The organism is Pseudarthrobacter defluvii (assembly GCF_030323865.1).
Taxonomy (GTDB): domain Bacteria; phylum Actinomycetota; class Actinomycetes; order Actinomycetales; family Micrococcaceae; genus Arthrobacter; species Arthrobacter sedimenti.
The window spans coordinates 1,581,767-1,603,808 of sequence record NZ_CP066362.1; the positions used below are offsets into that span (position 1 = coordinate 1,581,767).

Below are 22,042 nucleotides of genomic sequence, written 5' to 3' on the forward strand. Positions count from 1 at the left end.
CCAAACACCGGGCTTATTGGCGGAACCAACAATTGAATAACACCACTACCTGCCCTCACGGGCAGGGATGTTGTAACCACTAATCTTCCCACCCCCGCAGCGTTACCGCGGGGGAGCGGGTGAAAGGGTTACGGCGGTCATAGCGTGGGGGAAACGCCCGGTCCCATTCCGAACCCGGAAGCTAAGACCCACAGCGCCGATGGTACTGCACCCGGGAGGGTGTGGGAGAGTAGGTCACCGCCGGAACAACTATTAGGTCGAGGCCCCGAACCACACGGTTCGGGGCCTCCCACATTTAAACAAACAAACCACCTGGCCCACCCCGAAAACCCCCGCTCACCTCTGACACCCAGGACAGGAACCCCCGCTCAGTTTTGACAGGTAAACGAGCAACCCCAGCTCACCTCTGACACCCAGGACAGGAACCCCCGCTCCGCACCGAGGACAGGCACATGGGCCGCCCCGATCCCGTGTGAGCGCGCGTTCGGGGAGGAGCTGCCAGACGTGAGCGGGCGTTGAGGGAGAGGCTGCCAGACGTGAGCGGGCATCCCTCGTTGTGTGAAGATGGCCACGATACCGCTGCCAGGGCTCCTACCGTTCCGGGGAATTTTGCGGCTCCACTAGAATTGATGAAGATGTACGGACTTCGAAGCGCTTGATTTCGGGTTGCGTAGGAAACGAAACGAGCGGCTGCAGTTGCGCCAGTGGTCGGCTCACAACAGGAGGAATCCATATGGCCGAGCACAACGGTGGCAACCGCGGCAACGACCGCGGCGCGTTCCGCGGCAACAACAACTCCGGCGGTGAGCCCCGCGGCTTCAGGTCGCGGTCCGACCGTGACGGCAACAACTTCTCCCGCGGTGGAGCTACCGGTGGCGGGGAGCGTAAGTCCTACGGTGATCGGCCGCGTCGGGATGGTGAAGGTGACCGGCGTGGTTTCGGCGGTGGTGCCGGTGATCGTGACCGTAAGCCGTTTGGTGATCGTCCCCGTCGTGATGGTGAGGGTGAGCGCCGTCAGTTTGGTGACCGTGACCGTAAGCCGTTTGGTGATCGGCCGCGTCGTGATGGCGAGGGTGACCGGCGTGGTTTCGGCGGTGGTGCCGGTGATCGTGACCGTAAGCCGTTTGGTGATCGTCCCCGTCGTGATGGTGAGGGTGAGCGCCGTCAGTTCGGTGACCGTGACCGTAAGCCGTTTGGTGACCGGCCGCGTCGCGATGGTGAAGGTGACCGGCGTGGTTTCGGCGGCGGGACCGGTGATCGCGATCGTAAGCCCTACGGTGACCGTGACCGTAAGCCGTTTGGTGACCGGCCGCGTCGCGATGGTGAAGGTGACCGGCGTGGTTTCGGCGGCGGGACCGGTGATCGCGATCGTAAGCCCTACCGTGACCGTAAGCCGTTCGGTGACCGGCCGCGTCGTGATGGTGAGGGTGAGCGCCGCGGTTTCGGCGGCGAAAACCGCAAGCCGTTTGGCGACCGGCCGGATCGTGCGCCCCGCAGCTTTGACCGCGGCGACGCCCGTGCTGAGTCCGGCCGCGGCTCCGGCCCCCGCGGCTTCGGCCGCGACCGCCAGGAAGAGCGCCCGGCACGCGTACCCAACGCTGCCGATCTTCGCAGCGCCAACCGGCCGGACCGGGAACGCTCACCCGAAATCGACGAGGACGTCACGGGCAAGGAGCTCGACCGCGCCACGCAGCACCAGATCAAGACGCTCGAGTCCAAGAGCGCGGAATGGGTGGCCCGCCACCTGGTCATGGCCGGCCGCCTGATTGACGACGAGCCCGAGCTGGCCTTCCAGCACGCCCTTGCCGCCAGCCGCCGCGGCGGAAGGCTCGCGGCCGTCCGTGAAGCCGTCGGGCTGACTGCCTACGCCGCAGGCCACTACGGCGAAGCACTGCGTGAGTTCCGCACCTTCCGGCGCATCAGCGGCTCCAACGTGCACCTGCCCGTGATGGCCGACTGCGAGCGTGGCCTGGGCCGGCCGGACCGGGCCCTTGACGTTGCCCGTTCCGAGGAAGCCCAGGATCTGGACGCCCCGGGCAAGGTTGAACTGGCCATTGTTGCCGCCGGCGCCCGCACCGACCTCGGTCAACTGGATGCCGCAGTGGCGGAACTTGAGATTCCGCAGCTGGACATCAACCGTGCGTTCTCCTACAGCCCGCGTCTCTTCCGCGCCTACGCCGACGCACTTGCCGCGGTCGGGCGCGATGAAGAGTCGCATAAGTGGAGCCGGCAGGCCGTGGTGGCGGAAAATGCCCTGGGCCAAGGTATGGATGAGGAGCCCGAGATCATCGACCTCGGCTGGGATGAGGAAGAAGAAGCCCGCCAGGAGGCTGAGCGCCGCAGGATGCTGGAGCGCGCGTCGCAGGCCGCAGGCACCGGGGCTGCTCCCGAGGCTTCGGCGACGGGCCCGGACTCCTCCACCCCGGAGAGCAGCCGCGCCTCCGAAGCGAAGGCTGTCCAGGACAGCAGCATCGACGACCAGGACGCTGACTACTTCGTCTCTGACGACGCCGAGTCTGATCAGGACTCGGTGGAACACGACGAGATTGAGCTCGACTCCGCATCCGCGGACGAGCCCGGCAACGAGGACGCCGCGGAAGACGAAGGCCCCGTGGAACACCATGACAGCGCCGACACCTTTGCGAATGAAGAACGGCGGGACTGACCACCCATGGCTGACGTTTCCCTGGTTTCCCGCTTCGATGCCCTGCTGGCCGACCTGGATGGCGTGGTGTACGCAGGGCCGCACGCCATCCCCGGCGCAGTGGAATCGCTGAAGCAGCTCGCCGGGCTGGGCATCGGTTTGGGCTATGTGACGAACAACGCCTCCCGTTCGCCGGCAGAGGTGGCAGCCCACCTGCGTGAACTCGGTGCACCCGCCGAGGACAACCAGGTGGTCAGCTCCTCACAGGCAGCGGCGGACCTGCTTGCTTCGCTGCTGGCACCCGGGTCACGGATCCTCATCACGGGCAGCCCGGCGCTGGCCCGGGAAATCGAGCTGGCCGGTCTGGTGCCGGTGGGCAGCCAGGACGAGGAACCGGTGGCGGTGGTGCAGGGCTTCAGCCCCGGCATTGGCTGGAAGGAGCTGGCGGAAGCCACCTATGTGGTGAACGCCGGCGCCCTCTGGGTGGCCACCAACACGGACATGACGATTCCGCAGGCGCGCGGGATCGCCCCGGGGAACGGCACGCTGGTTGCAGCCGTTGCCGCCGCTACCGCGCAGCAGCCCAGAGTCGCGGGTAAACCGGAGGCTCCGCTGTTCCACTCCGCTGCCAAACGCCTTGGGGCCGAGCGCCCCCTGGTGGTGGGGGACCGGCTGGACACGGACATCCTGGGCGGCAACAACGCCGGCTTCGCCACCGTGGCGGTGCTGACCGGCGTCGACACGCGAGAGACGATCCTTGCGGCCCGTTCCGCTGAACGGCCCAACTACGTCATCGGGAACCTGGCGGACCTGCACCGCCCCTACCCGGACGTGACGCACGACGACGGCACGTACGCGTGCGGGGACGCGACGGCACGGGTGGCCAACGGAGCGGTGGGCATCATCGGCAGCCAGGACGACTTGAACTCCTGGCGGGCGGCGTGCGCCGCCTGGTGGGCGGAGACGCCGGACGCCGCAACCCCGCAGGCACCCAAGCTGGTGTGGCTCAATCACTAGACTGGTTCAATGACTGAGCTGACCGAACCGGACGACTCGACAGCCCAGCCCACCCCGGAGTGGCCGCAGGCGGCCTCCCGGGACAGCGGGCAGGAGATCAGCGATCCGCAGGTGGCGCGGGCCGTGGCCAGGCTTTCCGACATACCCGGCCTCCCTGCGGCAGATCACGAAGCTGTATACAACGGACTCCACGACGAACTGCTGGCGGCCCTGAACAGCGATCCCATCGACCAGGTCAGGGCGGCGGCCGACCGTGCCGGCGGGGCAGCCTGATGCCGGTCCGCCTCGACCAGGCCCTGGTGGCCCGCGGCCTGGCGAGGTCGCGAACGCATGCAGCCTCTCTGATCGCCGAAGGCAAGGTCAGCTCGGGAGGCCAGGTCCTCGTCAAAGCCTCCCTGCAGGTTGACGAAAGCCGGGACCTCGCCGTTGAACTTGATGACCAGGACACCTACGCCAGCCGGGCCGCCCACAAGCTGGCCGGTGCCCTCGATGCCTTCCCCGAGGTGTTGCCGCAGGGCAAAAGGTGCCTCGACGCGGGTGCCTCGACCGGAGGTTTCACCGACGTCCTGCTTCGGCGCGGCGCCGCGCACGTGGTGGCGGTCGACGTCGGGCACGGCCAGTTGGTGCCACACCTCCGCAACGATCCCCGCGTGGACGTCCACGAGGGGATGAACGTCAGGTACATGGCCCCGGCCGACATTGGCGGCCCCGCCGCCCTGACCGTGGCGGACCTGTCCTTCATCTCCCTCACCCTGGTGGTGCAGCCGCTGGCGGACTGCACCGAACCGGGCGGTGACCTGGTGCTGATGGTCAAGCCGCAGTTCGAGATCGGCAAGGACCGGCTGGCCCGCACCGGGGTGGTCACCTCGGAGCGTGAGCGGCGGATGGCGGTCGAAAAGGTTGCCAAGGCAGCGCTCGACGCAAGGCTGGACCTCTGCGGCCTGGCGCCCAGTCCGTTGCCCGGACAGGACGGAAACGTCGAATACTTCCTGTGGATAAAACGCAGGATCAGCAAAGACTTGCCTAAGATCGAAGAGCGAGAGGCAGCAGCCGCTGCGTTGCTCGGACAAATCTGGCCGAACCACTAGAGAGCGGAACCTGATGAGCAGGCGTGTACTGGTCCTTGCCCACACCGGCCGCGAGGAGTCACTGAAAGCCGCCTGGGAAGCCTGCGCCCTGCTGCACGCCTCGGGCATGGTCCCCGTGATGCAGGAGTCCGAGCTGGGGGACATGGAGCGGTTCTTCGGGCACCTGGCCCAGCCGGTGGAAGTGCTCCACGACCACGTGCAGCTGCCCGATGTTGAACTAGTCATGGTCCTCGGCGGCGACGGGACCATCCTGCGGGCCGCCGAACTGGTCCGCGAGGTGGATGTCCCGCTGCTGGGCGTTAACCTGGGCCACGTGGGGTTCCTGGCCGAAAGTGAACGGGCGGACCTGGCCCAAACCGTCGAGTGGATCGCCAGCCGCGAGTACACGGTGGAAGAGCGCATGACCATCGACGTTCAGGTCTGGGTCCGTGGCCAAAAGATTTGGCACACCTGGGCTTTAAACGAGGCCGCCATCGAGAAAGCCAACCGTGAACGGATGCTGGAAGTGGTGACCGAGGTGGACGAACGTCCGCTGACGTCCTTTGGCTCCGACGGCATTGTCCTGGCCACTCCCACCGGATCCACGGCGTACGCGTTCTCCGCCGGCGGACCCGTCGTGTGGCCGGAAGTGGAGGCGCTGGTGATCGTGCCCATCAGTGCCCATGCGCTCTTCGCCAAGCCGCTCGTCGTATCGCCCCGGTCCAGGCTGGCGGTTGAGGTGCTGGGCCGGACCGACGCCCAGGGGGTCCTGTGGTGCGACGGGCGGCGCTCGGTGGACCTGCCGCCCGGCGCCCGCGTGGAAGTGACCAAGTCAGCCACCCCGGTCCGGCTGGCCCGCACCCACCAGACCCCGTTCTCGGCACGCCTGGTCCGCAAGTTCGAGCTGCCCATCCACGGCTGGCGCGGGCCACTGCCCAAGTCCGACGCCGTACACACCGGCCCCATCCCCGTGGTGCGCACGCCCCGGCCCATGCCGCCGCTGCCCGTACCGCACGTTGAGAACCCGGACAGCGATCCCGATCCGTCGACTGCAAAGTGAATCCATGCTTGAAGAACTGAGAATCCGCGATCTGGGCGTCATCACCGACGCAACGCTTCCGCTCGGCCCGGGACTGAGCGTGGTGACCGGTGAAACCGGCGCCGGAAAGACCATGGTGGTCACCGCCGTCGGACTGCTGCTGGGCGCCCGCTCGGACGCAGGGGCCGTCCGCAGCGGTGCGAAGAGCGCCACCGCCGAAGCCGTGCTCAAGCTTGAGACCGGACATCCCGCCGTCGCCCGTGCCCTCGAAGCCGGCGCCGACGCTGAGGAGTTCGACGGAGGCACTGAACTGATCCTGGCCCGCCGGCTGGGTGCGGACGGACGGAGCCGCGCGTTCCTTGGCGGCCGCGCCGCACCCGTGGGCGTCCTGGCCGAGATCGGCGAATCGTTGGTGGTGGTGCACGGCCAGACGGACCAGATCCGGCTCAAGGGCGCCACGGCCCAGCGCGAAGCCCTGGACAAGTTCGCCGGCGAGGCACTGGCCAAACCCCTGGTCGCCTACCAGGACCTGTACAGCCGGTGGAAGGCCAGCCAGGCGGAACTGCATGCCCTGCGCAGCGCCGCCCGTGACAGGCTCCGCGAAGCTGAATCCCTGGAGGCGGCCCTGGCGGAGATCGATGAGGTGGACCCACAGCCGGGGGAGGACGAGCTGCTCAAGGCCGAGGCCGTGAAGCTTGCCAATGTTGAGGAACTGCGAATTGCCGCCAGCACAGCGCACCAAGCCCTCATTGCCGAGGACTTCGGCGAAGCGGGTGACGCCACCACCCTGGTGGACTCGGCCAAACGGACCCTTGAACACGTGGCCGAGCACGACGCCGAGCTGGGATCTGCGGCCGCGCGCCTGGCCGAGGTGGGCTTTCTGCTCAACGACATCGCCACCGAGCTGGCCAGCTACCAGGCGGGCCTGGACTCCGAGGGCCCGGAACGGCTCGCCGAGATCGAAGACCGGCGCGCCGCCCTGGCCAAGCTGGTCCGCAAATACGCCCCCACCATCGATGAGGTGCTGGAGTGGGCGGAGAAGGCACGCGTCCGGTTCGACGAGCTGCAGGACGATTCCTCCCGCATCGAGGCCCTGGACGGGGAAGTGGTCCGCGCCGAAGCGGACCTGAAGAAGCAGTCGGCGGCCATCAGCAAGATCCGGGCCAAGGCCGCCAAGGACCTCTCCGCCCGGGTCAGCGCCGAATTGAAGGCCCTGGCCATGGCCGACGCCACCCTGGTGATCAACCTCGACCCCGCCGCGCAGCTGGGCCCTTACGGCGCGGACGAGATCAGCTTCCTGCTGCAGCCGCACTCGGGCGCCCCGGCCCGGCCGCTGGGCAAGGGTGCCTCCGGTGGTGAGCTCTCCCGCGTGATGCTGGCCATCGAAGTGGTGCTGGCGGCCGTCGATCCCGTCCCCACATTTGTCTTCGACGAAGTGGACGCGGGCGTGGGTGGGCGCGCCGCCGTCGAGATCGGCCGGCGGCTGGCCATGTTGGCACGCCACGTGCAGGTGCTGGTGGTCACGCACCTTCCGCAGGTGGCCGCCTTCGCGGACCAGCACATCACCGTGACCAAGACATCGGTCAGGGGAGCCGACGGCGGCACCGCCACCGGGTTCACCTCCAGTGACGTCCGGCTGCTTGACGGACCGGAGCGGGTGCGTGAGCTTGCGCGCATGCTGGCGGGCCAGGAGGACTCGGAATCGGCGCAGGCGCACGCCCAGGAACTGCTGGACGACGCCAAACTCCTGCCGCAGCGGGCCTGAGCGGGACGGCTCTGGCCACCCACGGGAAGGCGCAAATGATGATAGGCTCGAATTCCGTGGTGCAGCGATCAAATTCCCGTGTAAATTCCCGGTTCCCGGGCTCCTCCAAGACGACCAAGCATATTTTCGTCACTGGCGGTGTGGCGTCCTCGCTCGGTAAGGGACTGACGGCCTCCAGCCTTGGTCATCTACTGCGGGCACGCGGCCTGTCGGTCACGATGCAGAAGCTCGATCCCTATCTGAACGTGGATCCGGGCACGATGAACCCCTTCCAGCACGGTGAGGTCTTCGTCACGGACGACGGCGCCGAGACGGACCTGGACATCGGGCACTACGAACGCTTCCTCGACGAGAACCTCGAAGGTTCTGCGAACGTGACCACGGGGCAGGTGTACTCCACCGTTATCGCCAAGGAACGCCGGGGCGAATACCTCGGGGACACCGTTCAGGTCATCCCGCACATCACCGATGAGATCAAGCGCCGCATGCGGCTGCCCGCCGAGGGCAAGAACGCCCCGGACGTGATCATCACCGAAATCGGCGGCACCGTTGGCGATATCGAGTCCCAGCCCTTCCTGGAATCGGCCCGCCAGGTCCGCCAGGACATCGGCCGGAACAACGTGTTCTTCCTCCACGTCTCCTTGGTGCCCTACATCGGGCCTTCCCAGGAACTGAAGACCAAGCCCACGCAGCACTCCGTGGCCGCGTTGCGCTCCATCGGCATCCAGCCCGAGGCCATCGTGATCCGGTCGGACCGCGAAGTGCCTGAGGCCATGCGGGAAAAGATCGGCCGCATGTGCGACGTCGACATCGACGCCGTGGTGAACGCCGCCGATGCCCCCAGCATCTACGACATCCCCAAGACCCTGCACGGCCAGGGACTGGACTCCTACATCGTCCGCGCCCTGGACCTGCCGTTCAAGGACGTCGACTGGACCAGCTGGGACCGCCTCCTCGAGGCCGTGCACAACCCCAAGCACCACGTCGAGATCGCCCTGGTGGGCAAGTACATCGACCTGCCGGACGCCTACCTTTCGGTCACCGAGGCGCTGCGGGCCGGCGGCTTCGCCAACGAGGCCAAGGTCAAGATCCGCTGGGTCCCGTCGGATGAGTGCGAGACCCGCGAAGGGGCCATAAAGGCCCTCGACGGCGTGGACGCCATCTGCGTTCCGGGCGGTTTCGGCATCCGCGGCCTCGAAGGCAAGCTGGGCGCGCTGAAGTTCGCCCGCGAAACCAAGCTGCCGGTCCTGGGCCTCTGCCTTGGCCTGCAGTGCATGGTGATCGAGTACGCCCGCAATGTGGTGGGGCTGGAAGGCGCCTCCTCCAGCGAGTTCGAGCCGGACTCCAAGTACCCGGTCATCGCCACCATGGAAGAGCAGCTGGAGTACGTCGAGGGCCGCGGCGACCTGGGCGGCACCATGCGCCTGGGCCTGTACGAAGCCAAGCTCGACGAAGGCTCTGTCATCGCCGGAACCTACGGCAAGACCACCGTCAGCGAACGCCACCGGCACCGCTACGAGGTCAACAACAAGTACCGCGAGCAAATCGCGGACAAGGGCCTGGTCTTCTCCGGCACCTCCCCGGACGGCAAGCTGGTGGAATTCGTCGAGCTGCCCGCCGATGTCCACCCGTACTACGTTGCCACCCAGGCGCACCCCGAGCTGAGCTCGCGGCCCACGCGCCCGCACCCGCTGTTCGCCGGCCTGGTCAAGGCTGCGCTGGACCACCAGAACGCGAACCACCAGGACGCTGCCGACACGGCGGCGCCCGCGGACGGCGAGCCTGCAGCATCGGGTAGCGTTACCGCTAAGTAGTCAAGAGAACACAAAGGACGGCGCGATGCCTGGTACACCTGAAGCCACCCCTGCCAAGCAGGTTTCGGATGCACCAAGCCCGCGCCGTCTCTTGTCTTCCGAGAAGGTCTATGAGGGCCGGATTTGGGACGTCGTCAGCGACACCTTCCAGCTCTCGGAGTCCGGGGACCCCCTTACCCGCGACTACATTGACCATCCCGGCGCTGTAGCGATCCTGCCCATGAACGACGAAGGCCAGATCCTCCTCCTGAAGCAGTACCGGCACCCGGTGGGAATGGACCTCTGGGAGGTCCCCGCGGGCCTGCTGGACGTCGAAGGCGAAGACTTCGTGGTGGGGGCGGCACGCGAACTTGCCGAGGAAGCAGACCTGGCCGCAGGGACCTGGAACGTGCTGGCTGATGTCTTCAACTCCCCGGGATCCTCCAGCGAGGCCATCCGGATCTACCTTGCCCGGGACCTCACCGAGGTGCCGCACCACGAACGCCATGAGCGGACGGACGAGGAAGCGGAGATCGAGTTCCACTGGATCAACCTGGACGACGCCGTGGCCTCCGTACTGGCCGGCCGCCTGCACAACCCGTCCGCCGTCGTCGGGATCCTTGCCGCCGCAGCCGCCCGGGCCGCCAACTATGAAGACCTCCGGCCCGCCGACGCCCCCTGGCCCGCACACCCCAGCCAGCGCTGATGGTCCCGGGTCCTTCGGCTGAAGCACTACCGTCCGTCCCGCCGGCCGCGGCGCCGGCCTCCGATGCGGCCCCGGCGGCCATTCCTCCCGCAATCGACCGCGGAATCACTGACTACCTCCAGCACATGGGCGTGGAACGGGGGCTGGCAGTGAACACCCTGGCGGCCTACCGCCGCGACCTGGCCCGCTACGCCCGCTACCTGGCCGCTGCCGGGTGCAGTCGGCCGGAGGAGATCACCCGGCAGCATGTCACCGGCTACGTCCGTGCTCTCTCCGACGGGTCCGACGGCGGTTCCACCCTTGGAGTGCGTTCGGCAGCCCGGACGGTGGTGGCCGTCCGGGGGTTGCACAAGTTCTGGGCCCTTGAGGGGTACACGCCCGCGGACCCAGCCAGCGAGGTCCACCCGCCGATGGCCGGCAAGCGGCTGCCCAAAGCCATCAGCGTCGATGAGGTGACCCGTATCCTCGAGGCCGCGGGAACCGACACCGCCACGGGGTTGCGGGACCGCGCCCTCCTTGAATTCCTCTACTCCACCGGCGCGAGGATCAGCGAAGCCGTAGGCCTGGACGTGGACGATATCTCCCTGGCGGAACCCGAATCCGGACCGGCCGTTGTCCGCCTGTTCGGCAAGGGATCGAAGGAACGGATAGTTCCGCTGGGCTCCTACGGCGCACGTGCGCTGGATGCCTACCTGGTCCGCGGCCGGCCACTGCTCGCCGCCAAGGGAAAGGGCACCCCGGCGCTGTTCCTGAATGCCCGCGGCGGCAGGATCAGCCGGCAAAGCGCCTGGACCATCCTGAAGGCGGCGGCGGAGAAAGCGAACATCACCCGGGACGTCTCGCCGCACACGCTGCGGCACTCCTTTGCCACCCACCTGCTCGAAGGGGGCGCCGACGTGCGCGTGGTGCAGGAACTGCTGGGCCACGCGTCCGTGACCACCACCCAGGTGTACACCCTGGTTACGGCCGACACCCTGCGCGAGGTTTACGCCGCCGCCCATCCCCGGGCCCTGGGCTAGGGGATAGGCGTGGCTGCAGCGGCAGTAACCCTTTGCTTCCTCCTGCGGGAGGGGGAGAACGGCACGGAGGTGCTCCTGGGGCTGAAGCAGACAGGCTTCGGCAGGGGCAAGATTGTAGGCATCGGCGGCCACGTGGAGCCGGGGGAGACCTCCGCCCAGGCCGTCATCCGGGAAGTCCTGGAGGAAACCGGGGTGGTGCTGGAGGAAGCGGCCCTGGCCGACGCCGGCGCGGTGCACTTCGTGTTCCCGGCCAGACCCGACTGGGACATGAAGACCACGCTTTTCACGGCGCGCACCTGGCAGGGTGATCCGGAGCCCAGCGAAGAAATCCTGCCCGAATGGTTCAGCGTTGCGGCCCTGCCGGTGGAGCGCATGTGGCAGGACGCGGACCATTGGCTGCCGGTGGTGCTGGAAGGTGGCCGGATCAACGTGGTGGTCACCATGCACACCGACAACGAGTCGGTTGCCTCGTCCGAAAGCCGCCTGGAGTAAGTCCGGCAGCGCCCGTGCTGTTAAACGTCCGACGGCGGGTGGCCACCAAAGTGCCCACCCGCCGTCGTAATCTTCCTGCCAGGAGCTATGGAAGGTGCCGTTCCTCCACGCCGTTGTATTCGCTCAGCGGCCTGATCAGCGAGTTGGCATCAAGCTGCTCCATGATGTGCGCGGTCCAGCCCGTGATCCGGCTGGCCACGAACAGGGGAGTGAACGTGGGGGTGTCGAAACCCATCAGGTGGTACGTGGGCCCCGCCGGGTAGTCGAGGTTCGGCTTGATGGCCTTGGCCTCGTCCATCGCCGTTTCCAGGCCGTTGTACAGACCCAGCAGCTCGGGGCGGCCATAGTGGGCAATCATCTTGTCCAGGGCCGCCTTCATGGTGGGAACCCGGGAATCGCCGTGCTTATAGACGCGGTGGCCGAAGCCCATGACCTTCTTCTTCTGTGCAAGGGCATCTTCCATCCAGGCCTTGGCCCGGGCGGCGGCCTCCTCCAGCGACTCCTCTTGCCGGATGCCGATCTCGTCGAACGTGTGCATCACGGCTTCGTTCGCTCCGCCATGCAGCGGACCCTTGAGGGCACCAATGGCTCCGGTCACTGCGGAGTGAAGATCGGAGAGCGTGGACGTAATCACCCGGGCGGTGAACGTGGAAGCGTTGAACGAGTGCTCCGCGTACAGGATCATCGAGACGTTGAAGGCCTCCACCACTTCCGGGACCTGTTCCTCGCCGAAGGCCATCCACAGGAAGTTCGCGGAGTAACCCAGGTCGTCCCGGGGTTCCACGACGTCCTGCCCGTGGCGGCGGCGCTGGTCATAGGCCACCACCGCGGGCATGGCCGCGAACAGGTCCACGGCCTTGGCCATGTTCGCGTCGCGGGAGGAGTCCTCGGCCAGCGGGTGCCGGGCGCCCATCACGGAAGCCGCGGTCCGGCAGACGTCCATCGGGTGGGAGGTGACCGGCAAGGCGTCGATGACCTGCTTGACTACGGGGTCCAGGGCGCGGCCGGCGCGTTCCCTGGCCGTGAACTCCGCCAACTGCTCCTGCGTGGGAAGTTCACCATTCCAAAGCAGGTAGGCCACTTCCTCGAAGCTGCACTTGGCGGCCAGTTCCTGGACCGGGTAGCCCCGGTACAGCAGCGAGTTCGTGTCCGGGTTGACCTTGGAAACCGCGGTGTAGTCCACCACGACGCCGGCAAGGCCCTTTTTGATCTCATTTTCAGCCATGCTGAAACTCCTTTGTTCCTAAAGCCTGTGTTCCTGGAGCCGTTGGCCGGCTGCTGCCGGCATTCCGGTGGGTGTCAGGGTTGGGTGTCAGATGCCGGGGATCTGGAAGTTGAACACCCCGGTGTCAAAGCGGTTGTAGGCCTCATAGTCGACGAGGTCGTAGAGCCGGGCACGGGTCAGCATGTTTGGGACCTGTGCCTCCTGGGTGCCGTCGGACTTGATCGATTCCAGAGTACGCTCAGCAGCGCCCATGGCACTACGGAGCAGTGTCACCGGATAGATGATCATGTTGACGCCGACGCCGGCCAGCTGGTCCACGGTGAACAGGTCGCTTTTGCCGAACTCCGTCATGTTGGCCAGGATCGGCACGTCCACGGCGTCCCGGATGGCCTGGAACTCGCTGAGATCCTTCATGGCCTCCGGGAAGATGGCGTCCGCTCCGGCCTCAACCAGGGCCTTTGCCCGGTCCTGGGCCGCTTCCAGCCCGTCGGTGGCACGGATGTCGGTCCGGGCCATGATCAGGAAGTTCGGGTCCCTGCGTGCGTCTGCGGCGGCACGGATCCGTTTGGTGGCGGTGTCCAGGTCCACCACGTTCTTGCCATCCAGGTGGCCGCAGCGCTTCGGGTTGAACTGGTCCTCGATGTGGCAGCCGGCAAGGCCTGCATTCTCGAGTTCCTGCACGGTGCGGGCCACGTTCATGGGCTCACCGAAGCCGGTGTCGGCGTCCACGATCGAGGGCAGGTCCGTCATGCGGGCGATCTGCCCGGCGCGGGTGGCCACCTCGGTCAGCGTGGTCAGTCCGATGTCCGGCAGGCCCAGGTCGTTGGCCAGGACGGCACCGGAGATGTAGACCCCGGCGAAGCCCTTCTCCTCGATCAAGCGGGCGGAGAGCGGGTTGAACGCGCCGGGGAACTGCTGGATGGTGCCGGAGGACAGCAGCTCGCGGAAGCGGATTCGCTTCTGCTCCGGTGTGGTCTTGGAGTACAGCATCAGAAGAGTCCCTTCGGTGCCGCGGCCAGGTCGATGACGCCCGGGGCGGCGGTGATGTTCAGCTGGTCCAGTTCGCCGGCTGCGAGTTCGGGGAGGCGTTCGACGGCGGTAAGGAACCTTTCGATTTCGGCCTCCTCCACCAGGTCTGCGGCGAGGGTGCGGAACTTGTTGACGTACTGCCCGCGTGCGAAGGGGCGGGCACCCAGCGGGTGGGCGTCGGCCACTGCGATCTGGTCCGTGATGACGGTGCCGTCCTTGAGCGTGATCTCCACGGAGCCGCCGAAAGCCTTCTCGGAGATGTCCAGGGAGTGGTAGCGGCGGGTCCATTCGGGGTCTTCCACGGTGGTGACCTTGTGCCACAGCTCCACGGTGTCCGGCCGTGCAGCGCGTGCCGGCGCGTAGGAGTCCACGTGGTGCCAGGCCCCGTCCTGCAGAGCGACGGTGAAGATGTAGGGGATGGAGTGGTCCAGCGTTTCCCGGCTGACGGTGGGGCTGTATTTCTGGGGGTCGTTGGCGCCGGAGCCGATCACGTAATGCGTGTGGTGGCTGGTCTTGATCAGCACGGATTCCACGTTGGCGGGGTCGGTCACCTCCGGGTGCTCACGGTGCAGCTTGCGGGCCAGGTCGATCCAGGCCTGGGCCTGGTATTCGGCGGAGTGTTCCTTGGTGTAGGTGTCCAGGATGGCGCGCTTGGCTTCGCCGGGGGTGGGGAGCGGGACCATGTAGGACGCGTCCGGCCCGTCCAGCATCCACGCGATAACGCCGTCTTCGCCCTCGTAGATGGGCACGGGGGAGGTCTGGCCGCGCATGGCCCGGTCCGCGGATTCGATGGCCATCTTTCCGGCAAAGGCCGGGGCATGGGCCTTCCAGGTGGAGATTTCGCCCTTGCGGGACTGCCGGGTGGCGGTGGTGGTGTGCAGCGCCTGGCCCACCGACTGGAAAATGGTTTCCACATCGAGGCCCAGCAGGGTGCCGATGCCGGCGGCGGCGGAGGGGCCCAGGTGGGCGACGTGGTCGATCTTGTGCTTGTGCAGGCAGATGGCCTTGACCAGGTTGACCTGGATTTCGTAGCCGGTGGCGATGCCGCGGATCAGATCGTGGCCGCTGGAGCCAACGTGCTGGGCGACGGCCAGGATCGGCGGGATGTTGTCGCCCGGGTGGGAGTACTCGGCGGCGAGGAAGGTGTCGTGGTAGTCCAGCTCGCGGACGGCCACGCCGTTGGCCCAGGCAGCCCATTCCGGTGCCACCCGCTCCTCGATGCCGAACACCTTGGAGCCCTGGCCACCGGTGCTTGGGCCGTGGGTGAGTGCCTGTGCACGGGCCGCGACGATGGGAGCCCGGTTCAGGGAGGCGATGGCAACCGAGGCGTTGTCGATGATGCGGTTGATCACCATGTCAGTCACCTCATCGGAGACGGCGACGGGGTCCGCTGCCACCTGGGCGATCTTGTAGGCGAGCTGGTCCTCGCGGGGGAGGTTCTCTTCGCTCTTGTAGACGCGGACGTGGTGTTCCTTAACCATGATGCTCCTTTGGGTGGGATGCGTGGGTTGCTTTGACGTGGGAGAGGCTTCGGTGCAGATGGACGATGGTGGCCGCCTCGGCGAGCTTCGGGTTGCCGGCCGCAATGGCCTCAGCGATGGCCGCGTGTTCTGCGGCTGCGGCGGTGAGGCGGCGAGCGTCGTCGGCTGCCAGCCGCCGGATCCGGACCAGGTGGACGCGCAGGCTGCGCATGGCCTGGGCCAGGTAGGAATTGGAGATGGCTGCGTCGATGGCGGTGTCCAGCCGCCCCACCAATTGGTAGTAGTCATGGAGGCCGGGCTCGCCGCCGCTGATCAACTCGGGGGCCCGGAGCAGCTCGTGCTGCAGGCGCTGGAACGTTGCGGCGTCGCCGCGCCGGGCGGCCAACGCTGCGGCCCTGCCCTCAAGTGTTTCGCGGAGTTCGAAGAGCTCATCGATGTCCTCCAGGGAAATGTCCGTAACGACGACGCCGCGGCCGCCCGCCGTCGTCAGCCCTTCCGCTGTGAGGCGCCCCAGCGCTTCCCGCAGCGGTGTGCGCGAGACGCCCAGGCGTTCGGACTGTTCCACTTCGGCAAGGACGGTTCCGGGCGCCAGGCGCCATTCGATGATGTCGTCGCGCAGGGCGGCGTACGCCTTGTCGCTGGCGCGCATGGCGTCCTCCTTCCTCGATAACTGGATCAGTGTATACAGAACGGCGGGGGAATAACAGCGTTCTTTCCGTTCATCGCCAAAAAACAGTACCTATGTATACAAGGCCCTTGTAGGCTGGCCTGCATTGCCACTAGCATGAGCTGCATCACAACGTCGTGGACGGGATTACCTCATGGTCACCAACAGCTACCGGGACAGCTACCGGCGCAGCGTTGAACAGCCCGAAGATTTCTGGCTGGAGGCAGCGCAAAAGATCTCCTGGACTTCTCCTCCAAGCCAAGCACTGGACGCCGGCCGGGCGCCGCTGTACAGCTGGTTTCCGGACGGCGTCCTGAACACCTGCTACAACGCGCTGGACCGGCATGTTGCCGAGGGCCGCGGAGGGCAGGACGCCCTGATCCATGACTCCGCCATGCTGGGAACACAGCAGCGCTATACCTACTCAGAACTCACGGACCTCGTGGCGCGATTTGCCGGTGTGCTGCGCGGCAATGGCGTAGGCAAGGGTGACCGGGTGGTGATCTATATGCCGATGATCCCGGAAGCGGCCATTGCCATGCTCGCCACCGCCAGGCTGGGCGCGGTCCACTCCGTGGTGTTCGGCGGCTTTGCGCCCAAGGAGCTTGCGGCCCGGATCAGGGATGCGGCACCTGCGGCAGTGGTCACCGCTTCGGGCGGGATCGAACCCTCCCGACGCATCGAGTACCTCCCGGCCGTCGCCGAGGCACTTGAGCTGGCGGGCGCGGGGGACCTTCCCGTACTGGTCAAAGCGCGCGACGGATTTGCGTCAACGGCGGCGGACCACGCCGGCTGGCTGGACTGGGACGCAGCAATGGCATCCGCCCAGCCGGCTGGCCCTGTCGATGTGAAAGCCACGGACCCGCTCTACATCCTTTACACTTCCGGCACCACCGGCACGCCCAAGGGGGTGGTGCGGGACAACGGTGGCCACGCCGTCGCCCTGCGCTGGACGCTGGAAAATATCTACGACGTCGGTCCCGGGGACGTGATGTGGACCGCCTCCGATGTCGGCTGGGTGGTGGGGCACTCGTACATCGTGTATGGCCCGCTGCTGGCCGGTGCCACCACCGTGATGTACGAAGGCAAGCCGGTGGGAACGCCGGACGCCGGTGCATTCTGGCGGGTGGTCCAGGACCACAAGGTCAACGTGCTCTTTACCGCCCCCACGGCACTGCGGGCCATCCGCAAGGCCGATCCGGAAGCGTCGCTGCTGGCGGACTATGACGTCTCCAGCCTGCGGACGCTTTTCACGGCCGGTGAGCGGCTGGACACGGACACCTTCCACTGGGCATCCCGGGTCCTCGGCGTGCCGGTGGTGGACCACTGGTGGCAGACCGAAACCGGCTGGGCCATCTGTGCCAACCCGCGCGGGCTGGAGCGGCTTCCCATCAAGGCCGGCTCCCCAAGCGTTCCGATGCCTGGTTTCCGGCTGCAGATCCTCGACGGCGCGGGCGGGGAGGTGGAGTCCGGGACCGAGGGCAACATCGTGCTGGGCCTGCCGCTGCCACCGGGAACACTAACCACTCTGTGGGGGAACGATGAACGGTTCGTCTCCTCCTACCTGCAGGCCTTTGAGGGCTGCTACGCGACGGGCGACTCCGGATATCGCGATGAGGACGGCTACCTGTTCGTCATGGGCCGCACCGACGACATCATCAACGTCGCCGGCCACCGGCTGTCCACCGGCGCCATGGAACAAGTCATCGGGCAGCACCCGGCGGTTGCCGAATGTGCCGTCATCGGCCTCGCGGACCCTCTGAAGGGCCAGCGGCCCAGTGGCTACGTGGTGCTCAAATCCGGGGTCGACATCCCTGAAGAGGTTCTGGCCAAGGACCTGGTGGCACTGGTCCGCCGGGATATCGGCGCTGTCGCGGACTTCAAGCACGTGACGGTGGTGGACGCCCTGCCCAAGACGCGCTCCGGGAAGATCCTGCGCAAGACCATGCGCCAGATAGCCGATGGCGAGGAATACACGGTGCCCTCCACCATTGAAGATCCAGGGGTCATTGACCAGCTGGCCGGAGTGCTTCGGGTCGGCAGGGCCCAGGCCGGCTGACACTTGTGGCTGGAACGTCCAGCCACGGGCACGTCAGCGGGCGTTCCAGCGGTACTCGTTTTCCGGCCTGCCCGGCGTTCCGTAGCGGGCGGTCCGGGAAACGGTGCCGGCGTCGGCGAGGTACTCAAGGTAGCGCCGGGCGGTTACGCGGGACATGCCCAGGGCATCCATGACTTCGGTGGCAGACACTGCCTCCGGCTGTTGGCGGAGGAACTCCTGCACCGAGCCGAGGGTCGAGGTGGAGAGGCCCTTGGGAAGCGGGAGTTCAGACGGAGCCCGGAGGCTGGCAAAAGCCCGGTCAACCTCGCTCTGGGAAGTGCCGCCCTTGCCGGCGCCCGCACTGGAACCGGCCAGCTGCATGCGGAACTGGCGGTAGTTCTCCAGCTTGTCGGAGAACGTGGCGAACGTGAAGGGCTTGATCAGGTACTGGACCACACCGATGGCCACGGCGCTGCGGACAATCGCCAGCTCACGGACAGCGGTAATGGCAATAATGTCCGCGAGGATTCCCGCTGAACGCATCCGCCGGGCAATGTCCAGGCCGTGCAGGTCGGGCAGGTTCATGTCCAGCAGGACCAGCTCCACCGGCTCGCCGGCCGCCACGAATTCGGTCAGAAGCCGCAGGGCGGACTGTCCGTCCGGGGCCGTTCCGGCGAGCTCGAATCCTTCCAGCCGGCCCACATATGCTGCATGTGCTGCCGACGCGATGGCCTCGTCTTCGACGACGAGGACCCGGATATTGCTCACTGTCTGTGCTCCTTCTCCGCGGGAACCGCTGCGGGCAGGAATACTTCGAACTTGGCGCCACGCCGGCCGTTGATGGCCAGCGTACCGCCCAAGCGCTGCACAGCCTGCCGGACCAGTGCCAGGCCGATGCCCCGGCCGCCGGTTCCCGCCGGCTTCGTGCTGAATCCGTGCCGGAAAATCTTCTCTGCATCCTCACCGCTGATCGGTGTCCCCGAATCGTTGACGGCGACGTCGAGTCCCTCGTCGTCCGCCTCCAGGGTCAGCACCACACGCCGCGGCGGCGGTGCATCCGCGGCAGCGTCAATCGCGTTGTCCAGCAGGTTGCCCAAGATAGTCACCAGGTCCTGCACGGCAATGCCTGCGGCAGCGCCCGAACCGAGGGTGGACAGTTCCAGCTGGACGCCGCGCTCGTGGGCCTCGGCCACCTTGCCCATGACCAGTGCCGCCACCACGGGTTCATCGATGGAGCTCACCATGTCATCCGTCAACTGCTGGCTCAGTGCCAGGTCCTGGGTGGCGAAGTCCAGGGCCTCCCCGGTACGGCCAAGTTCCAGGAGCGAAACCATGGTGTGGAGCCTGTTGGCGTGCTCATGGGTTTGCGCCCGGAGAGCGTCGGAAAGGGTCCGCATGGTTTGCAGTTCGTTGCCCAGCGCTTCGATCTCGGTCCGGTCCCGAAGGGTGGCCACTGTTCCGTATACCGGAACTTTCCCCCGTGAGCCGCGGGATTCGGGGCCCCGTGCCTTGCCCTGGTTCACCACCAGCACCCGGGAGCCGGTCAGGACCATCTCGTCCTTGGTAGCGCGTCCGGATTCGAACAGGCTGCGCAGTTCGGCGTCCAGGGGCAGGTCCGCCAGCGAGGGAGGCTGGGTGGGATCATTGCTGCCGGTTTCCGGCAGGCCCAGCAATTCGGCAGCCTGGTCGTTGTACATCACCACACGCTTCCTGGCGTCAACCAGAATGAGGCCCTCGCGGACTGAGTGCAGGACCGATTCGTAGTAGGCGAACAGTTGCGCCAGCTGTTCAGGTCCCCAGCCGCGGGTCACCTGCCGCAGGTACCGGCCCAGCAGCCAGGATGCCAGCGAACCGCCCAACAGGAGGGCAATGCCCACGGCCAGCAGGACCGGCAGGCGGCCGGCGAGGGCGACGTCGACGTTGCGGACGGTAACCCCTGCAGCCACCAGCGCCTTGACCGCGCCCGCGGAGTCCTTGACCGGAACGATGGTCCGGACGGAGGGACCCAGGGTCCCTGCTGTGACCTCGGTAAACGCCTGGCCGCGCAGGGCGGCGTCGATGGAGCCGATGTAGGGGCGGCCCAGTTCCTCATCCCGCGGGTGCGTCCAACGGGTCCGGTCAGGAGACATGATGGTGATGAAGTCGACGTGGGCAGCGGAAGACACATCCCTGGCGTAGGGCTGCAGGAGGATGGACGGGTCCGGCGTCGCCGCGGCCTGCAGCACCAGGGGATTGGCTGCGATGGACGCGGCCACCCCTTCCATGCGGCGGCCCGCTTCGTCATACGTGCGGTCCCGCGCGTCGACATAGGCTGCCGTCCCGACAATGGCGATGAACGAGACGACAATCAGCAGGTTCGCCAGGAAAAGCCGGCGGGCAATGCTCCAGCGGTGGATCATGCGGACCTCCCATCCGACCTTTGCGGGTGCGCGACCAATATGAACGCAACGGTGAGCTGGATCACGGGGTGCCGAATGATGGGTATCACATTGCAAGGACGTGTTGAGCCCAGAGACTGCGCCGCAGCGTCTATCAGAATATCCACAAGGAGACACACATGGCTTCTCAACGAGGAGAGTCGCTCGAGACCGCGACACCGCGGCGCAAGGGACTGGACAAGTCCCATTACCTCTACATCGCCGTCATCGCCGCCGTCATTCTGGGCGCGCTGGTCGGCTTGATCTTCCCGGAGGTGGGCAAGTCCCTCAAGCCCCTGGGCGACGGCTTCGTCAAGCTCATCAAGATGATGATCGCTCCGGTCATCTTCTGCACCATCGTCCTGGGCATCGGCTCAATTGCCAAGGCAGCGACCGTCGGCAAAGTAGGCGGCCTGGCGCTGGGCTACTTCATCATCATGTCCACTTTCGCCCTGGCCATCGGCCTGGTGGTGGGCAACCTGATCCACCCGGGTGAGGGCCTGAAGCTCACGCCCTACGATCCCAACAAGAAGGCTGCCACGGACAGCACCGTTGACTTCCTGCTGGGCATCATTCCCGGCGATATCCCCGTGCTGCCGACGCTGCTGGCAGCAATCCTGGTTGGCTTCGCGCTGCAGAAGATGGGCGCCCAGGGCGCTCCGATCCTCAAGGCGATCGGCCACGGCCAGGCACTGGTGTTCCGCATCCTCATCATGATCATGTGGCTCGCCCCGGTCGGCGCCTTCGGTGCCATCGCCGCCGTCGTCGGTGCAACCGGCGTCCAGGCCATCGTGAGCATGTTCACCCTGATGGTCGCCTTCTACATCACCTGCGCGCTGTTCATCGTGGTCATCCTGGGCGGCCTGCTCCAGGTGGTTGCCGGAGTGAACATCTTCAAGCTCATGAAGTACCTGGCCCGTGAATACCTCATCATCTTCTCCACCTCGTCCTCCGAGGCCGCCCTCCCGCGGCTGATCGCCAAGATGGAGCACCTGGGTGTCTCCAAGCCCGTCGTCGGCGTCACCGTTCCCACCGGCTACTCCTTCAACCTTGACGGCACGGCCATCTACCTGACCATGGCCTCCCTCTTCGTGGCCAACGCCATGGGCACCCCGCTGGACCTCGGCGCCCAGATCTCGCTGCTGGTCTTTATGATCATCGCCTCCAAGGGCGCCGCCGGTGTCACCGGCGCCGGCCTCGCCACCCTGGCCGCAGGCCTGCAGGCCCACCGGCCGGAACTGCTGGGCGGCGTGGGCATGATCGTAGGCATCGACCGCTTCATGTCCGAGGCCCGCGCCTTGACCAACTTCACCGGCAACGCCGTGGCCACGGTCCTGGTGGGCACCTGGGTCAAGGAGATCGACGGGGGACAGGTCTCCCGGGTCCTCTCCGGCGAAGTACCCTTCGACGAGCAGACCATGATCGCCGGACACGGCGAAATGGCGCCGAAGGAAGAAGGCGCCCGCGAGGCAGCCAAGGCCTAGCCTCCGGCCCGACACCCACGCGAAACCGCCCCCGCAGCCTGCCTGCGGGGGCGGTTTTTCGTTCGCTGCGGACTCAACCTTCGACCTCAGCTAGAGGGTCAAGGCTCAACATTCGCAGAAAGTCAAGTTCCCTCGAATACCGTGTCGGGCGCTGTAACG

18 protein-coding genes and 1 rRNA gene are annotated in these 22,042 nt (G+C 66.7%); 13 read left to right on the top strand and 6 right to left on the bottom strand.

Features of this window, described 5'->3' with window-relative positions:
• Positions 1–129: 129 nt before the first annotated feature.
• From rrf to JCQ34_RS07335, 11 genes are all read left to right on the top strand, one after another.
• A 5S ribosomal RNA gene (gene rrf, locus JCQ34_RS07285) occupies positions 130–246 on the top strand.
• 487 nt (positions 247–733) lie between these two features.
• A complete protein-coding gene (locus JCQ34_RS07290) occupies positions 734–2,665 on the top strand; it encodes a hypothetical protein (RefSeq protein WP_286403259.1) in 1,932 nt (643 codons plus the stop codon).
• Positions 2,666–2,671: 6 nt separating this feature from the next.
• Positions 2,672–3,661 carry an HAD-IIA family hydrolase gene (locus JCQ34_RS07295; RefSeq protein WP_286403261.1) on the top strand — a complete coding sequence of 330 codons (990 nt, stop codon included), beginning with the start codon at positions 2,672–2,674 and terminating at the stop codon, positions 3,659–3,661.
• Between the two features lie 9 nt (positions 3,662–3,670).
• Positions 3,671–3,934: a hypothetical protein gene (locus tag JCQ34_RS07300; protein WP_286403262.1), complete on the top strand. Its 264-nt coding sequence runs from the start codon at positions 3,671–3,673 to the stop codon at positions 3,932–3,934.
• Positions 3,934–4,749 carry a TlyA family RNA methyltransferase gene (locus tag JCQ34_RS07305; protein WP_286403264.1) on the top strand — a complete coding sequence of 272 codons (816 nt, stop codon included), beginning with the start codon at positions 3,934–3,936 and terminating at the stop codon, positions 4,747–4,749. Before JCQ34_RS07300 ends, JCQ34_RS07305 begins: the two co-directional genes overlap by 1 nt.
• Positions 4,750–4,762: 13 nt before the next feature.
• The gene (locus JCQ34_RS07310; RefSeq protein ID WP_236801978.1) at positions 4,763–5,788 is read left to right on the top strand and encodes an NAD kinase; all 1,026 of its coding nucleotides are present in this window, start codon (positions 4,763–4,765) and stop codon (positions 5,786–5,788) included.
• A gap of 4 nt (positions 5,789–5,792) precedes the next feature.
• Entirely contained in the window at positions 5,793–7,532 is a 1,740-nt protein-coding gene (gene recN, locus JCQ34_RS07315) for a DNA repair protein RecN (RefSeq protein ID WP_236801979.1), read from the top strand.
• A gap of 38 nt (positions 7,533–7,570) precedes the next feature.
• Entirely contained in the window at positions 7,571–9,346 is a 1,776-nt protein-coding gene (locus JCQ34_RS07320; RefSeq protein WP_286403268.1) for a CTP synthase, read from the top strand.
• 25 nt (positions 9,347–9,371) lie between these two features.
• Entirely contained in the window at positions 9,372–10,031 is a 660-nt protein-coding gene (locus JCQ34_RS07325; RefSeq protein WP_286403269.1) for an NUDIX domain-containing protein, read from the top strand.
• Complete coding sequence (gene xerD / locus JCQ34_RS07330; RefSeq protein ID WP_286403271.1) at positions 10,031–11,050, top strand: site-specific tyrosine recombinase XerD; 1,020 nt, start codon at positions 10,031–10,033, stop codon at positions 11,048–11,050. Before JCQ34_RS07325 ends, xerD begins: the two co-directional genes overlap by 1 nt.
• 9 nt (positions 11,051–11,059) lie before the next feature.
• Positions 11,060–11,542 (top strand): 8-oxo-dGTP diphosphatase, encoded by a 483-nt coding sequence (locus tag JCQ34_RS07335; protein ID WP_286403273.1) that lies wholly within the window; start codon positions 11,060–11,062, stop codon positions 11,540–11,542.
• An 85-nt stretch (positions 11,543–11,627) separates the two neighbouring features.
• Here JCQ34_RS07335 and JCQ34_RS07340 read toward each other — a convergent pair whose 3' ends face one another.
• The 4 genes from JCQ34_RS07340 to JCQ34_RS07355 all read right to left on the bottom strand — a co-directional run bounded on the left by JCQ34_RS07340 (position 11,628) and on the right by JCQ34_RS07355 (position 15,926).
• Positions 11,628–12,767: a bifunctional 2-methylcitrate synthase/citrate synthase gene (locus JCQ34_RS07340; RefSeq protein WP_286403275.1), complete on the bottom strand. Its 1,140-nt coding sequence runs from the start codon at positions 12,765–12,767 to the stop codon at positions 11,628–11,630.
• 87 nt (positions 12,768–12,854) lie between these two features.
• Positions 12,855–13,757 (bottom strand): methylisocitrate lyase, encoded by a 903-nt coding sequence (gene prpB, locus JCQ34_RS07345; protein WP_286403277.1) that lies wholly within the window; start codon positions 13,755–13,757, stop codon positions 12,855–12,857.
• Positions 13,757–15,277, bottom strand: a complete 1,521-nt coding sequence (locus JCQ34_RS07350; RefSeq protein WP_286403279.1) for an MmgE/PrpD family protein — start codon at positions 15,275–15,277, stop codon at positions 13,757–13,759. Before JCQ34_RS07350 ends, prpB begins: the two co-directional genes overlap by 1 nt.
• Entirely contained in the window at positions 15,270–15,926 is a 657-nt protein-coding gene (locus JCQ34_RS07355; protein WP_286403281.1) for a GntR family transcriptional regulator, read from the bottom strand. Before JCQ34_RS07355 ends, JCQ34_RS07350 begins: the two co-directional genes overlap by 8 nt.
• Before the next feature lie 172 nt (positions 15,927–16,098).
• Here JCQ34_RS07355 and JCQ34_RS07360 point away from each other — a divergent pair, with 172 nt between their 5' ends.
• Complete coding sequence (locus JCQ34_RS07360) at positions 16,099–18,003, top strand: propionyl-CoA synthetase (RefSeq protein WP_286403282.1); 1,905 nt, start codon at positions 16,099–16,101, stop codon at positions 18,001–18,003.
• 33 nt (positions 18,004–18,036) lie between these two features.
• Here JCQ34_RS07360 and JCQ34_RS07365 read toward each other — a convergent pair whose 3' ends face one another.
• Together JCQ34_RS07365 and JCQ34_RS07370 are read right to left on the bottom strand one after the other, a co-directional pair.
• Positions 18,037–18,750, bottom strand: a complete 714-nt coding sequence (locus JCQ34_RS07365; RefSeq protein ID WP_286403285.1) for a response regulator — start codon at positions 18,748–18,750, stop codon at positions 18,037–18,039.
• Positions 18,747–20,381: a sensor histidine kinase gene (locus tag JCQ34_RS07370; protein WP_286403286.1), complete on the bottom strand. Its 1,635-nt coding sequence runs from the start codon at positions 20,379–20,381 to the stop codon at positions 18,747–18,749. The genes JCQ34_RS07365 and JCQ34_RS07370 overlap by 4 nt, the downstream gene beginning before the upstream one ends.
• A 158-nt stretch (positions 20,382–20,539) precedes the next feature.
• Between JCQ34_RS07370 and JCQ34_RS07375 the strand changes: the two genes are divergently transcribed.
• Complete coding sequence (locus JCQ34_RS07375) at positions 20,540–21,883, top strand: cation:dicarboxylate symporter family transporter (protein ID WP_286403288.1); 1,344 nt, start codon at positions 20,540–20,542, stop codon at positions 21,881–21,883.
• Positions 21,884–22,042: the final 159 nt, after the last annotated feature.